We start from the raw sequence: 13,613 nt of genomic DNA, 5'->3' as shown, positions 1-13,613 counted from the left end.
AGGTAAGACTCAAATGGAAGTCATCCTGCTGGAAAAGATCGCCAAACTGGGCAACCTGGGCGACAAGCTGAACGTAAAGGGCGGTTACGCTCGTAACTACCTGCTGCCGCAGGGCAAAGCCACCGCTGCCACCGCTGCCAACGTCGCTGCTTTCGAAGAGCGCCGCGCAGAGCTGGAAAAAGCCGCTGCTGAGAAAAAAGCCGCTGCTGAAGCTCGTGCTGCCCAACTGGCCGAACTGATCGTGACCATCGGCGCCCACGCTGGCGACGAAGGCAAACTGTTCGGTTCGATCGGCACCCGCGACATCGCCGACGCCGTTTCGGCTGCCGGCTACCCGCTGGAAAAGAGCGAAGTTCGCCTGCCCGACGGCGCCCTGCGCGCTGTAGGCGAATACAACATCGAAGTGCAACTGCACATGGATGTTGATGCAACCCTGCACGTGGTTGTAGTCGCCGAGTAAGCGATCCGTCGCTAGGACGTTTCGCACATCTTGCATGGGCGAATCAGTCCGCTAACATCGGGCACGGTACTGAAATTCGGTACCGTGCCCTTTGTTTTTTCCGCCTTTGAATTTCTACGAAGAGCCCGCACGAAGCGCCCATGAACGACATCACCGTCCCCGAGCAATACGACCTGCAGACCGCTTCCCTCAAGGTGCCGCCGCACTCGATCGAAGCCGAACAGGCGGTGCTGGGTGGCCTGATGCTCGACAACAACGCCTGGGAGCGCGTCTCCGACGCCGTGTCCGATGGTGACTTCTACCGCCATGACCATCGCCTGATCTTCCGCGCCGTCTACAAGCTCGCCGAAGCCAACCAGCCGATCGATGTGGTGACGCTCTCCGAGCAGCTCGAACGCGAAGGGCAACTGCCCCAGGTGGGCGGCCTTGCTTACCTCGCCGAGCTGGCGAAGAACACGCCTTCGGTGGCGAACATCAAGGCCTACGCGGGCATCATCCGCGAGCGGGCCACCTTGCGGCAGCTGATCGGCATCAGCAGCGATATCGCCGACAGTGCCTTCAACCCCGAAGGGCGCAGCGCCAACGAAGTGCTCGACGAAGCCGAGCGCAAGATCTTCGAGATCGCCGAAGCGCGGCCCAAGACCGGCGGCCCGGTGGGCATCGGCGATATCCTGGTCAAGACCATCGACCGCATCGACCACCTGTTCAACACCTCGGACGCGCTGACCGGCATCACCACCGGCTTCACTGACCTCGACGAGAAGACCAGCGGCCTGCAGCCGTCCGACCTGATCATCGTGGCCGGCCGACCCTCCATGGGCAAGACCACCTTCGCCATGAACCTGGTGGAGAACGCCCTGATGCGCAGCGACAAGGCGATCCTGGTGTACTCGCTGGAGATGCCCTCCGACTCCATCGTGATGCGTATGCTCGCCTCGCTCGGGCGCATCGACCAGACCAAGGTGCGTACCGGCAAGCTGGACGACGAGGATTGGCCGCGACTGACCTCGGCGGTGAACCTGCTCAGCGACCGCAAGCTGTTCATCGACGACACCGCCGGCATCTCGCCCTCGGAAATGCGCGCGCGGACCCGTCGCCTGGCGCGCGAACACGGCGAGATCGGCATGATCATGGTCGACTACCTGCAGCTCATGCAGATCCCCGGTTCCGCCGGCGACAACCGGACCAACGAGATTTCCGAGATTTCCCGCTCGCTCAAGGCGCTGGCGAAGGAATTCAACTGCCCGGTGGTGGCGCTCTCCCAGCTCAACCGCTCGCTGGAACAGCGCCCCAACAAGCGCCCGGTGAACTCCGACTTGCGCGAATCCGGAGCGATCGAGCAGGACGCCGACGTGATCATGTTCGTCTACCGCGACGAGGTGTATCACCCGGAGACCGAGTTCAAGGGCGTCGCCGAGATCATCCTCGGCAAGCAGCGGAACGGCCCCATCGGCACGGTGCGCGTGGCCTTCCTCGGTCGCTACAGCCGCTTCGAGAACCTCGCGCCCGGCATGTACAACTTCGAAGACGAGTAACGATGCCGCATTCCGCGTGACCGACGGGCGCCTTAAGATAGGCGCCCGTTTTCATTTCAGAGGCCGCCATGCGCCCGCTCGTCGCCCACGTCGATCTTGCCGCCATTCGCCACAACTACGCCGTTGCCAAGCGCTGCGCACCTGGGCGCGAGGCTTTCGCAGTGGTCAAGGCGAACGCCTATGGGCACGGCGCTCGGGAGGTGGTGAGCTGCCTGCACGACGAGGCTGACGGCTTCGCGGTGGCCTGCCTGGAGGAGGCCGCCGAGGTACGCGCTCTGCATGCCGGCGCCCGCATCCTGCTGCTGGAGGGCTGTTTCGAGCCGGCGGAATACCTGATCGCTGTCCAGCTGCGCCTGGATGTGGCGGTGCAAGGCCCTGAGCAGGCCCAGGCGCTGCTCGCCGCGCAACTGCCCAGTGCGCTGAATGTGTGGATGAAGCTGGATACCGGCATGCACCGCCTGGGCTTCTCGCCCGAGGCGCTACGCGACTGGCATTCGCGCCTGCGCCAGGCGCCGCAGGTGGCGGAGCTGAACCTGATGAGCCACTTCGCCAATGCCGATGTGCGCGGCGACGAGCTGACCGAAGACCAGGTGGCCTGTTTCCTCAGTGTGCTGGACCTGGATTTCGACCTGCGCTCGCTGGCCAACTCTGCCGCCGTGCTGACCATTCCCGCCGCACACATGGACTGGGTTCGCCCCGGCATCATGCTCTATGGCGCCACGCCCTTCGCCGACATCGGCGCCGCTGAACTGGGCCTGCGCCCGGCCATGAGCCTGGAGGCGCGACTGATCGCCGTGCGCGAGGTGGCGGTGGGTGAGAGCGTTGGGTACGGCGCGACCTGGGTGGCCGAGCGGCCGTCGCGTATCGGCACGGTGAGTTGCGGCTACGCCGATGGATACCCGCGCCACGCGCCGAGCGGTACGCCGGTGCTGGTGGATGGGCGGCGCGCATCGCTGGCCGGGCGTGTCTCCATGGATATGCTTGCAGTGGACCTGACCGATCTGCCCGGCACCGCAGTGGGTGATCGCGTTGAGCTGTGGGGCGCCAACCTGCCGGTGGACGAGGTGGCCGCCCATGCCGGGACCATCGGCTATGAGTTGCTGACCAAGGTCACCGCCCGCGTGCCGCGCCGTTACCGCAGCTGATCAGGCACGGTCTTCGCTTTCCAGCCGTTCGTTTTCCAGCCAGAGATCGCTGGTTTCGCCGGCGGCCTCGCTGGCCATGGCGTAGGCCGCCCGGCCATTGCCCTTCACCTCGTAGAGCGCCTGGTCGGCGGCCTTGTAGAGCTTGCTGAACTGCATGGCGTGGCTGGGATAGATGGCCACGCCGATGCTCGGCGTGACGCGCAGCTCCAGGCTGTCGAACTTCACCGGCCGCGACAGTTCATTGAGGATGCGGCAGGCGATCTCCTTGGCGTGGCTCTCGGCATCGGGCCCGGAAATCAATGCTGCGAATTCGTCACCGCCCAGGCGCGCCACGCAATCACTGCCGCGCACGCACTGGCGCAGGCGGTTGCCGACGTTCTGCAGCATGAAGTCGCCCGCATCGTGCCCGTGGCTGTCGTTGATCGGCTTGAAGTGGTCGAGGTCGATCAGCATCAGCGCCAGGGTCTCGCCGTTCTGCTGGGCATGGGCCAGGGCGTGTTCGGCATGTTCCACCAGGTAGCGACGGTTCGGCAGGCCGGTCAGCGGGTCGTAGTGCGCGGCGTGTTGCAGCTGCACTTCGCGCTCGCGCAGCAGCTGGTTGCTCTGGGTGAGTTCGGCGGTGCGCTCGGCCACGGCTGTCGCCAGGTCTTGCTGGGCGCTCTGCATGAGGGTCAGGCGCGCGCTCTTCTCCCGATCCGCCTGCTCCAGTGCCTGCGCGCGCTCGCGCTTGAGGCCCTGGATTCGCGAGGTGAGGGCGAAGGAGAAGAGTACCGACTCCATCGCCACGGCGATGGGGAAGATGTACGAGGTCAATGGCGAGGGCTGCACCATGCCGGTGGCGCGCATCACCGAGATGCTCACGCTGGTCAGTACCAGGCCGAAGCCGAGCAGGTAGAGGAAGGCCGGGAACGAACCCTGGCGCCAGCGCACCACGGCACCGCCCAGCGCTGCCGGCACGCCGATCAGGGTGATCGCCACCAGCATCCAGCCGGCCACGCCGCGCAACTGCAGCGCGCCGAGGACGATGGTCAGCACGTACAGCGCGCAGTTCAGGTTCAGCAGCCAGTGCGACCAGCGCACGTAGCGGCGGGTCTGCAGCAGGGTGATGGTAAAGCGGTGTACGCAAAGGCCCCAGAGCGAGGGCAGGGTGATGCGGTCGAGCCACCAGGGCACCGGGTGATCGGGCCAGAAGTACTCGAAACCGTGGCCGCTCATGCCCAGGCTGAACAGCAGGGCGCTGGCGGTCGTCAGCACGTACCAGAAGTACGCCGGGTCGCGCAGGGTCAGCAGGATGAACAGGTTGTACAGCAGCAGGGCGGCGATCAGGCCGTAGATGAAACCCAGGAACAGGCTGGTATCGGCGCGATGGTCCTGCAGATCATCCAGCGACCAGATACGCAGCGGGAACGAATTGCCGGCGGGGTCGTAGACGCGGGCATAGATGCGCACCGGGCCGGTGCCTTCGGGCAGGTGGAAGAGCGGTCGGCGGTAGTCGCGGTCACGGCCCTGGGCGAACGGCACGGCCTCGCCGGACAGCGTTTCCCGGTAGATGCCCCGTTCGTCGGGTATGTAGAGGCGCAGGTCCTTCAGGTTGACGGCATCGACTTCCAGCCACCAGCCGCCCAGCGGCGCGGTACGGCGGTCCAGGTCCAGGCGCAGCCACCAGCCGTCAGGACTCTGGCCAACGCTGGTGCGGCCGTTGGCCGGAATGAAGTCGCGGCTGGTCTGCACGGCTGCCAGCGATAGCGGGCCGTCGCGCTCCTGCAGCAATTCGAGGTGATCATTGAGCCAGGCGCCGCTGGCCTTGTCGTCGAGTTCGAAGGCTAGCGCCGTGTGGCAGAACAGCAGGGTAAGCAACAGTACGATGGCACGACACACGACAGGCACTCCCTGGCCTGGGCGGGTTGGCCAGGCGTACTGCGGATAGTGGCTGAAGTATAGCCAGATGATGGCATTGGCAATCTACCGTCGGAAGGTTAAATCCCCCGTAAATCTGAGTTCGCTGGTCGGATTTGTACACTTTTTGTGCTATATTCCGCGCCCGCGTTTTTCCGCGATCCCTACTAGAGATACCCACGGTGCCCGTGATGCAAGCCGCCAAGCCGCTGTTCGACTATCCCAAGTTCTGGGCCGAGTGTTTCGGCCCGGCGCCGTTCCTGCCCATGAGCAAGGAAGAGATGGATCAGCTGGGCTGGGATTCCTGCGACATCATCATCGTCACCGGGGACGCCTACGTCGACCATCCGTCGTTCGGCATGGCCATTATCGGCCGCCTGCTGGAAGCCCAGGGCTTCCGTGTGGGCATCATCGCCCAGCCGGACTGGCGTTCGAAGGACGACTTCATGAAGCTCGGCCAGCCGAACCTGTTCTTCGGCGTGGCGGCGGGCAACATGGACTCGATGATCAACCGCTACACCGCGGACAAGAAAATCCGCAGCGATGACGCCTACACCCCGGGAGGCCTGGCCGGTCGTCGCCCGGATCGCGCCAGCCTGGTCTACAGCCAGCGCTGCAAGGAAGCCTTCAGCGATACCCCGGTCATCCTCGGCGGCATCGAGGCTTCGCTGCGCCGCATCGCCCACTACGACTACTGGCAGGACAAGGTGCGCCGCTCCATCCTGATGGACGCCACCGCCGATATCCTGCTGTACGGCAACGCCGAGCGCGCCGTGGTGGAGATCGCCCAGCGCCTGGCTGCCGGCGAGCGGGTCGAGCAGATCACCGACGTGCGCGGTACCGCCTTCGTGCGCCGCGACACTCCCGAAGGCTGGTTCGAGGTGGACTCCACCCGCATCGACCGCCCGGGCAAGGTCGACAAGATCATCAACCCCTACGTGAACACCCAGGACACCGCCGCCTGCGCCATCGAGCAGGAAAAGGGCGAGCAGGAAGACCCGAACGAAGCCAAGGTCGTGCAGCTGCTGGCACACCCGCGCCTGGAGCGCGAGCGTACGGTGATCCGCCTGCCGTCGTTCGAGAAGGTGCGCAGCGACGCGGTGCTCTATGCCCATGCCAACCGCGTGCTGCACCTGGAGACCAATCCGGGCAACGCCCGCGCCCTGGTGCAGAAGCATGGCGAAGTGGACGTGTGGTTCAACCCGCCACCCATCCCGATGAGCACCGAGGAAATGGACTACGTGTTCGGCATGCCCTATGCGCGCGTGCCGCACCCGCTGTATGGCAAGGAGAAGATCCCGGCCTACGAGATGATCCGTTTCTCGGTGAACATCATGCGCGGCTGCTTCGGTGGCTGCACCTTCTGCTCGATCACCGAGCACGAGGGGCGAATCATCCAGAACCGCTCCCATGAGTCGATCCTTGCCGAGATCGAGGAGATGAAGAAGGTGCCGGGCTTCACCGGTGTCGTTTCCGACCTGGGTGGCCCGACCGCCAACATGTACCGCATCGCCTGCAAGGACCCGGAGATCGAGCGTCACTGCCGCAAGCCGTCCTGCGTGTGGCCGGGCATCTGCGAGAACCTCAATACCGACCACTCCTCGCTCATCGAGCTGTACCGCAAGGCCCGCGCCCTGCCGGGTGTGAAGAAGATCCTGATCGCCTCCGGCCTGCGCTACGACCTGGCCGTGGAGTCGCCCGAGTACGTCAAGGAGTTGGTGACGCACCACGTTGGCGGCTACCTGAAGATTGCCCCGGAGCATACCGAGGAAGGCCCGCTGTCGAAGATGATGAAGCCGGGCATCGGTACCTACGACGCCTTCAAGCGCATGTTCGAGAAGTTCTCCAAGGAGGCCGGCAAGGAGCAGTACCTGATCCCGTACTTCATCGCGGCGCATCCGGGTACCACCGACGAGGACATGATGAACCTCGCCCTGTGGCTCAAGCGCAATGGCTTCCGCGCGGACCAGGTGCAGGCGTTCTATCCCTCGCCCATGGCCAGCGCGACCGCCATGTACCACTCGGGCAAGAACCCGCTGCGCAAGGTGACCTACAAGAGCGACGGCGTGACCATCGTCAAGAGCGACCAGCAGCGCCGTCTGCACAAGGCCTTCCTGCGCTACCACGACCCGAAGGGCTGGCCGATGCTGCGCGAGGCGCTGGAGCGCATGGGCCGTGCCGACCTGATTGGCAACGGCAAGCATCACCTGATCCCGACCTACCAGCCGCAGACCGACGAGTACCAGAGCGCGCGCCGCAAGAACTCCACCCCGGCCGGCAGCAAGAAGACCGGCAAGCCGTTGCTGACCCAGCACACCGGCCTGCCGCCGCGCGCCAGCAACGGCTCCAAGCCGTGGAACAAGGCCGAGGAAGGCAAGGCCAGCGGCTACGCCAAGGGCAAGAAGCGCACCACCAAGCGACAGCCCAATATTCCGCGCTGATTCGTCTGTACCGTGCTGTAAAAAAGGCGTGTCGCTAAGCGGTCACGCCTTTTCCTTTGAAGAACGCCACGTAAGCCTTGTCCACCTTCAGGATATGGTGGATCAGCCAGGCCTTGAGCAGCTCCAGGGCCTCGACCGAGACGACCTCGCCATCCTCGTGGCGGTACAGCAGGTCGATGATCTGCCGATTGAAACGATCGTGCTCGGCCCGGTGCGCTTCCTCCTCGGGATAGCCCAGGCGCTGGAACAGCACTTCCTCGACGATGAAGTGATTCATCGTGTACTCCACCAGTTGCTCCAGCAACTCGCCGATGGGCTGACCCTCGCCCTCCGGGCCGTTCAGGCTGTCGTACAGCGCATTGGTGAGGTCGACCAGCCAGCGGTGCTGTTCATCGATCCGCTCGATTCCGATCACGAATTCGTCGTTCCAGGGCATGAAGCTCATCCGTGCACTCCTTGGGTTGGAAGCGCAGATCATCCCGATCCGCCACCGCTAAACCCTGACGTCAATCAATCAAAGTGCGATGTGTCTGAAGGGCTGGCGTGGCGCGGGATGTAGGAGTATTCTCGGTCTTATTTGGTACGATAGTTCCATATCATAAAAACAAGACCGGAGCCCGCCATGCGTCTCGCCACTCTTTCCCTTCTCGCTCTCTCCGTTGCCCTGGCCGCCTGCGGCGAAGGTGACAAGCCCACCGCTGCCGTCAGCGCCGACTTCCAGAAAGACCTGCAGGCGCGCCTGATCAAGGCCAAGGCCGGCGATGTCATCGACATTCCCGCCGGCACCTACCACCTGGACCGCAGCCTGAGCCTGAAGGTGGACGGCGTGACCATCCGCGGCGCCGGGATGGACAAGACCATCCTCAGCTTCAAGAACCAGAAGGCCGGTGCCGAAGGCCTGTTCGTCGACGCCTCCGACTTCACCATCGAGAGCCTGGCCATCGAGGACGCCAAGGGCGACGGCCTGAAGGTCATCGGTGGCAAGAACATCGTCATCCGCAACATCCGCACCGAATGGACCAACGGCCCGGCTACCGAGAACGGCGGCTACGGCATCTACCCGGTACAGACCGAAAACACGCTGCTCGAAGGCAACGTCGCGATCGGCGCCTCCGACTCGGGTATCTATGTCGGCCAGTCGCGCAACGTGGTCGTGCGCAACAACCGCGCCGAGCGCAACGTCGCCGGTATCGAGATCGAGAACACCATCGGCGCCGACGTCTACAACAACGTCGCCACCGACAATACCGGTGGCATCCTCGTCTTCAACATGCCCAACCTTCCGCAGCCGGGACGCGGCACCCGCGTCTTCGACAACGATGTGCAGGGCAACAACCACGAGAACTTCGGCCACAAGGGCACGCCAGTGGCCAGCGTGCCGGCGGGCTCGGGCGTGGTGGTGAACTCCAACGATGACGTGGAGATCTTCGACAACAAGATCGGCAACCACAAGACCGCCAACGTCATCGTCAGCAGCTACTTCAGTACCGGTTATTCGGGCAAGGCCACCCAGCCCAACTTCGACCCGTACCCCGAAGGCATCTTCATCCACGGCAACACCTTCGGCCCGGGCGGCGACAGCCCCGACCACCTGGAACTCAAGGCCCTGAAGATCGCCAAGTTCGGTCTCAACGGGCGCCTGCCGGACATCCTCTGGGACGGCTACTTCAACGACAAGAAACTGGTCGACGGCAAGCTTCCGGAAGCCCTGGCCATCTGCATCGACAACGGCAACGCCGGTATCGTCAACGTCGACGGTCCCAACGGCTACAAGAACATCAGCACCGACATGAGCAGCCACCAGTGCAAGCTCAAGCCGCTGCCGAAGATCGAACAGGCCGGCCTCGGCGAGAAGGGCAACAAGGCATGACGAAACCCGCTCCGTTCCTGTTGCCGCTCGCCCTGGCCGCTGCCCTTGCTGGTGCACTGGCCGGGTGCGGGCAGGAGAGCAAGCCGCGTTATCAGCCCGAAGGTGATGATTACCCGGAAAAGCTCAGCGGCTGGGGCATGTTGCACCTGGCGGACGGCCACCTGACGCCGGCCGCCGAGGTGCTGCCGTATGACCTCAACACCCCGCTGTTCACCGACTACGCGCACAAGCTGCGCACCGTATGGATGCCCGAAGGCCTGTCGGCGCAGTACGCCGAGGATCGCTTCGACTACCCCGTCGGCACCGTGCTGACGAAGACCTTCTATTACCCCAGGGACGCCCAGGGCAACCTGCTGCAGAACAGCCAGGACGACCGCGACCCCAAGGCCGGACTGGACATGGGCAAGGTCCACCTGGTGGAAACCCGTGTGCTGGTGCGGCAGAAGGACGGCTGGGCGGCGCTGCCCTACGTGTGGAATGCCGACCAGAGCGAGGCGACGCTGGAACTCGCCGGCGACAGCCCGGCGCTGGAGTTGACCGCCGAGGATGGCAAGAAGACTGCCTTCACCTACATGGTGCCGGACGCCAATCAGTGCTCCGAATGCCACGCCGAGCAGAAGGGCGGCGGCATCGCTCCGCTGGGGCCCAAGGCGCGGCACCTGAACAAGGACTTCGCCTACGCCGAGGGCAGCGACAACCAGCTGCAGCACTGGCAGGCGCGCGGCTTCCTCAAGGGCTTGCCAGCGTTGGCGCAGGTTCCGCAGAACGCCTTGTGGGGCCATCCGCGTCCCGGTGAGGGGCTGGAGAAACAGGCGCGCAGCTACCTCGACGCCAACTGCTCGCACTGCCACAACCCCAAGGGCGCGGCACGCACTTCGGGCCTGCACCTCGACCCGCACACGCCGGTTTCCATCGCCTATGGCCTCTGCAAACCACCGGTGGCGGCGGGCGGCGGCACGGGCGGGAGGCTGGAGGACATCCACCCCGGCAGCCCGGAAAAATCGGTGCTCAGCTACCGGGTCGGCAGCGACAAGCCGGGCGACATGATGCCCGAGCTGGGCCGCACCCTGGTGCACCGCGAGGGGCTGGAACTGCTCAATCGCTGGATCGCCTCGCTACCCGGCGACTGCTAGCTCCATGGCGCCCGGAGCCCGCCGTGGCTCTGGGCTGCGCACTGCGACGAGCAAACCGCCGGGGCCGTGCTAGCGTTCATCTGGTCCCTTTCTCTCGCAGGTGCGCTTCCATGGACGATACGAACATCATCAACGTGGGTACGGAGAAGATCAACGCACTGTGGGCGACGGTTTCGCAGTACGCGCTCGCGTTCGGTGTGAAGATTCTCGTCGCCATTCTCTTCTGGGTGCTCGGTCGCTGGCTGATCAGCTTCGCCGTCAACCTGGTGGAAAAGGCGTTGGCCAAGCAGAGCGTCGATCCGACGGTGCTGCGCTACGTCGGCTCCTTCATCACCGTTACCCTGAACATCCTTCTGGTCGTCGGCATCCTCGGCTACTTCGGCGTGCAGACCACCAGCCTCGCGGCGCTGATCGCAGCCATCGGCCTGGCCATCGGCATGGCCTGGTCGGGCCTGCTGGCCAACCTCGCCGCCGGCGGCTTCATCATCGTGCTGCGCCCGTTCAAGGTCGGTGACTTCGTCACCGCCGGCGGTGTCACCGGCACAGTGAAGGAGATCGGCCTGTTCGCCACCGCCATCAACACCCCGGACAACGTCCTGACCCTGGTGGGCAACAACAAGATATTCAGCGACACCATCCAGAACTACACCCACAACCCCTACCGCCGTGTGGAGCTCAAGGCCCAGCTCTCCGGCGCCGCCGATTATGCGGCCGCCGTGGCGGTGCTCAAGCAGCGCGTCGCGGCGATTCCCAACGTGCTGAGCGACCCGCCGGTAGACGTGGAAATCCTCGAGTTCAACCTCGTCGGCCCCGTGCTTGCCGTGCGCCCCTACTGCCATAACGATGTCTACTGGCAGGTCTACTTCGACACCAACCGCACCATCAAGGAAGCCCTGGGCACCGACTTCCCGGCGCCGATGCCGGCGCAGACGGTGATCGTGCAGCAGTCGGCCAACGGCTGATCGCTACGGGATCGGAAAAGGCCACCGCAAGGTGGCCTTTTCTTTGGGCTCGCCGTGATGAGCGGTCGTGTCTCCGGGACCGGTGGTTTCCACCGTCGAAAGCCTTCCCGCGCCTGCGCCTGATCGCCTATTCGCGCGGAAATTTCCCGGCGATTTCGGCGCGCAGTCTGGCTGACCCGGCCCTGAAACACCTCGCACTCTAGAGATCGGAGCGCCGTCCCACGACGCCGCACAATCCGCTCAGCAGCGAGGCGAAACCATGCAAAGTCGCTTGCCGGCCAGGGGCTTCACCCTGGTTGAACTGCTCGTTTCGGTGGTGATCCTGTCCATCGGCCTGCTGGGGCTGGCGGGCCTGCAGAACGTCGGAGTCGCCGCCGGCTACAGTGCGTTGCAGCGCTCACAGGCTTCCTGGCTGGCCAGCGAGATGAGCGACCTCCTGCGGGCGAACCTGCCGGCGGCCCGCGCGGGCGCCTACGACCTTGCCTTTGCCGAGCCGACCGGAGATTGCCCGGCGGTTTCCGGCAGCAGTCGTGCGCAACTCGATCTCAGCCAATGGCGCAATACGGTCTGCACGGCGCTGGGCGGATCAGGCGGCGGCTCGGTGCGGGTGTTCCGCGGCGGCGAGCTGTACCGCGTGGAGATCGCTATCCGTTGGGACGACAGTCGTGCGCGAGGTCGGTGGCCCAGCGATGGCGAACGCTGGGAAACCTTTACCTATCGCACCTCACTCTGACATGGACGCCTCTGCCCAGCGCGGCCTGTCGTTGGTGGAATTGCTGATCACCATGGCACTCAGCCTGCTGCTCATGGCGGGTGTGATCGAAGTGCTGCTGAGCAGCAAGCAGACCTACCACGCCAGCCTTGCCCTGGCCGAGCTTCAGGAAAGCGGGCGTTTCGCCTTCGACATTCTCGCACAGGACCTGCGCACTGCCGGGTTCGTCAGTGCTTGCCCGTCCGGCGTGGTGAATGCCAGCGGGGCTGGCACCACGCAATTCGCCCTGGAAAGGGCGGGCATCGAAGGTTACGGCAGCGGCATGGCGGCGCCGGCCTGGTTGCCCTCCGGGAAACTGGCGAACACGGATGCGTTGTTGCTGCGTTATGTCGGCGAGCCCGCGCTTGCGGCGCGCTCGGTCGTCGGCAACCAGGTCACCCTGGCCTCCGCTGGTGCCTCGGCCGGGGCGTATTACCTGCTCTCCGATCTGCAGTCCTGCCTGCTGATGCGAAACGCCGGCAGTGCGAGCACCCTGGTCGCTAACCGCGCGTTGGGCCACTTCCTGGCCTCGGCCACTCGCGTCTATCCCTATCGCTACGCCATCTACTGGATCGGCAAGGGGGAAGGGGGCTCGCCGGGCCTCTTCGTCACCTACAACAGCGAGAGCAGCGACAAGCAACAGACCGACGAACTGGTCTCCGGCGTGGCGGGGCTAAGCCTGCGCTATGGCGTTACCGGCGAGGGCGGCGACGCCGTCGCGATCTACAAGACCGCGAGGGAGATGGCCGCTACCGACTGGCGCAGGGTGCGCACGGTGCGCGTCAGCCTGTTGTTGCAGAGCCTGACCCGCAACGTCGACGAGGCGTCGACTGCGCTGGTGTTCGACGGACGAACGCTGACCGCCAATACGGAGCGTCGCCTGCGTTTGGTGATGAGCAGCACCACTGTGCTGCGCAATGCCGTGCGGGCCGAATGAGGCGTTGGCGCGCCGAGCGCGGCGCAGTGCTGCTGGTCACCCTGGTGATGCTGTTGCTGCTGACGCTCATCGGGTTGGCCGGTATGCGCCTGGCGAGCCTGGAGGAGCGCATGGCGGGGAATCTGCGTGATCGTCAAATGGCATTTCAGGAAGCCGAATCTGCGTTGCGTGCGGGCGAACTGGCGGCACGCGATCTCTACAGGCGCGTTCATCTCGACGCCGTTGCTTATGACGTTGCCGCGGACATTTCGACAGGTGACGCAGGCACTCCGGATCTCGCGCGCCAATCGCGTTACCAATTGAAGTTCCTGCGGCTGCTGAATAACGAAGGATTGGAAGTCGGCATGGGCAGGGCTGCGTATGGCGTGGCAGTGGAGGTGAGCGCAACGGGCTACGGTGTGCGCCGCCAGCCCTCGGGCGAGCCGGTCTCCAGTGCGCGGTTGCGCAGCATCTACTTCATTCGCTGACGGACGACAGGGAGGC

The 13,613-nt window shown here is 64.8% G+C and carries 12 protein-coding genes; 10 read left to right on the top strand and 2 right to left on the bottom strand.

Annotated features, from left to right (window positions below):
• The first annotated feature begins 13 nt into the window (after window positions 1-13).
• The 3 genes from rplI (at window position 14) to alr (ending at window position 3,140) form a co-directional block, all read left to right on the top strand.
• A complete protein-coding gene (rplI, locus tag A9513_RS21675; protein WP_015479134.1) occupies window positions 14-460 on the top strand; it encodes a 50S ribosomal protein L9 in 447 nt (148 codons plus the stop codon).
• Between the two features lie 140 nt (window positions 461-600).
• Window positions 601-1,995, top strand: a complete 1,395-nt coding sequence (gene dnaB / locus A9513_RS21670) for a replicative DNA helicase (protein WP_038803348.1) — start codon at window positions 601-603, stop codon at window positions 1,993-1,995.
• A gap of 68 nt (window positions 1,996-2,063) precedes the next feature.
• Window positions 2,064-3,140 carry an alanine racemase gene (gene alr / locus A9513_RS21665; RefSeq protein WP_037012091.1) on the top strand — a complete coding sequence of 359 codons (1,077 nt, stop codon included), beginning with the start codon at window positions 2,064-2,066 and terminating at the stop codon, window positions 3,138-3,140.
• Here the strand turns inward: alr and A9513_RS21660 are convergent, their stop codons facing one another.
• Window positions 3,141-4,997, bottom strand: a complete 1,857-nt coding sequence (locus A9513_RS21660) for a GGDEF domain-containing protein (RefSeq protein ID WP_226046620.1) — start codon at window positions 4,995-4,997, stop codon at window positions 3,141-3,143.
• A 230-nt stretch (window positions 4,998-5,227) separates the two neighbouring features.
• Here A9513_RS21660 and A9513_RS21655 point away from each other — a divergent pair, with 230 nt between their 5' ends.
• Window positions 5,228-7,477 (top strand): YgiQ family radical SAM protein, encoded by a 2,250-nt coding sequence (locus A9513_RS21655; protein ID WP_038803350.1) that lies wholly within the window; start codon window positions 5,228-5,230, stop codon window positions 7,475-7,477.
• Window positions 7,478-7,511: 34 nt separating this feature from the next.
• On the opposite strand, the gene A9513_RS21650 is transcribed toward A9513_RS21655, so the two are convergent.
• Window positions 7,512-7,922, bottom strand: coding sequence for a bacteriohemerythrin (locus A9513_RS21650; RefSeq protein ID WP_024766012.1), 411 nt, complete (start codon window positions 7,920-7,922; stop codon window positions 7,512-7,514).
• 177 nt (window positions 7,923-8,099) lie between these two features.
• On the opposite strand from A9513_RS21650, the gene A9513_RS21645 reads away from it, so the two are divergent.
• The 6 genes from A9513_RS21645 to A9513_RS21620 all read left to right on the top strand — a co-directional run bounded on the left by A9513_RS21645 (window position 8,100) and on the right by A9513_RS21620 (window position 13,597).
• Window positions 8,100-9,347, top strand: coding sequence for a parallel beta-helix domain-containing protein (locus A9513_RS21645; RefSeq protein WP_024766011.1), 1,248 nt, complete (start codon window positions 8,100-8,102; stop codon window positions 9,345-9,347).
• Window positions 9,344-10,480: an SO2930 family diheme c-type cytochrome gene (locus A9513_RS21640; RefSeq protein WP_065085558.1), complete on the top strand. Its 1,137-nt coding sequence runs from the start codon at window positions 9,344-9,346 to the stop codon at window positions 10,478-10,480. The genes A9513_RS21645 and A9513_RS21640 overlap by 4 nt, the downstream gene beginning before the upstream one ends.
• Before the next feature lie 110 nt (window positions 10,481-10,590).
• Window positions 10,591-11,442: a mechanosensitive ion channel family protein gene (locus A9513_RS21635; protein WP_024766009.1), complete on the top strand. Its 852-nt coding sequence runs from the start codon at window positions 10,591-10,593 to the stop codon at window positions 11,440-11,442.
• Between the two features lie 259 nt (window positions 11,443-11,701).
• Window positions 11,702-12,175 carry a type IV pilus modification protein PilV gene (gene pilV, locus A9513_RS21630; protein WP_065085557.1) on the top strand — a complete coding sequence of 158 codons (474 nt, stop codon included), beginning with the start codon at window positions 11,702-11,704 and terminating at the stop codon, window positions 12,173-12,175.
• A gap of 1 nt (window position 12,176) precedes the next feature.
• Complete coding sequence (locus A9513_RS21625) at window positions 12,177-13,130, top strand: PilW family protein (protein ID WP_065085556.1); 954 nt, start codon at window positions 12,177-12,179, stop codon at window positions 13,128-13,130.
• A 26-nt stretch (window positions 13,131-13,156) separates the two neighbouring features.
• A complete protein-coding gene (locus A9513_RS21620; RefSeq protein WP_065085555.1) occupies window positions 13,157-13,597 on the top strand; it encodes a PilX N-terminal domain-containing pilus assembly protein in 441 nt (146 codons plus the stop codon).
• Window positions 13,598-13,613 lie beyond the last annotated feature (16 nt).

It is taken from the genome of Pseudomonas sp. AU12215, assembly GCF_001675465.2.
Lineage (GTDB): Bacteria > Pseudomonadota > Gammaproteobacteria > Pseudomonadales > Pseudomonadaceae > Pseudomonas > Pseudomonas nitroreducens.
This window is presented reverse-complemented; position numbering and strand designations above follow the sequence as displayed.

Excerpts from the sequence above, each read along its gene's own strand:
- A9513_RS21635 (WP_024766009.1), top strand. The coding sequence starts at position 10,591 with ATGGACGATACGAACATCATCAACGTGGGTACGGAGAAGATCAACGCA.
- dnaB (WP_038803348.1), top strand. The coding sequence starts at position 601 with ATGAACGACATCACCGTCCCCGAGCAATACGACCTGCAGACCGCTTCC.
- A9513_RS21650 (WP_024766012.1), bottom strand. The coding sequence starts at position 7,922 with ATGAGCTTCATGCCCTGGAACGACGAATTCGTGATCGGAATCGAGCGG.
- A9513_RS21640 (WP_065085558.1), top strand. The coding sequence starts at position 9,344 with ATGACGAAACCCGCTCCGTTCCTGTTGCCGCTCGCCCTGGCCGCTGCC.
- alr (WP_037012091.1), top strand. The coding sequence starts at position 2,064 with ATGCGCCCGCTCGTCGCCCACGTCGATCTTGCCGCCATTCGCCACAAC.
- A9513_RS21625 (WP_065085556.1), top strand. The coding sequence starts at position 12,177 with ATGGACGCCTCTGCCCAGCGCGGCCTGTCGTTGGTGGAATTGCTGATC.
- A9513_RS21655 (WP_038803350.1), top strand. The coding sequence starts at position 5,228 with ATGCAAGCCGCCAAGCCGCTGTTCGACTATCCCAAGTTCTGGGCCGAG.
- pilV (WP_065085557.1), top strand. The coding sequence starts at position 11,702 with ATGCAAAGTCGCTTGCCGGCCAGGGGCTTCACCCTGGTTGAACTGCTC.
- rplI (WP_015479134.1), top strand. The coding sequence starts at position 14 with ATGGAAGTCATCCTGCTGGAAAAGATCGCCAAACTGGGCAACCTGGGC.
- A9513_RS21645 (WP_024766011.1), top strand. The coding sequence starts at position 8,100 with ATGCGTCTCGCCACTCTTTCCCTTCTCGCTCTCTCCGTTGCCCTGGCC.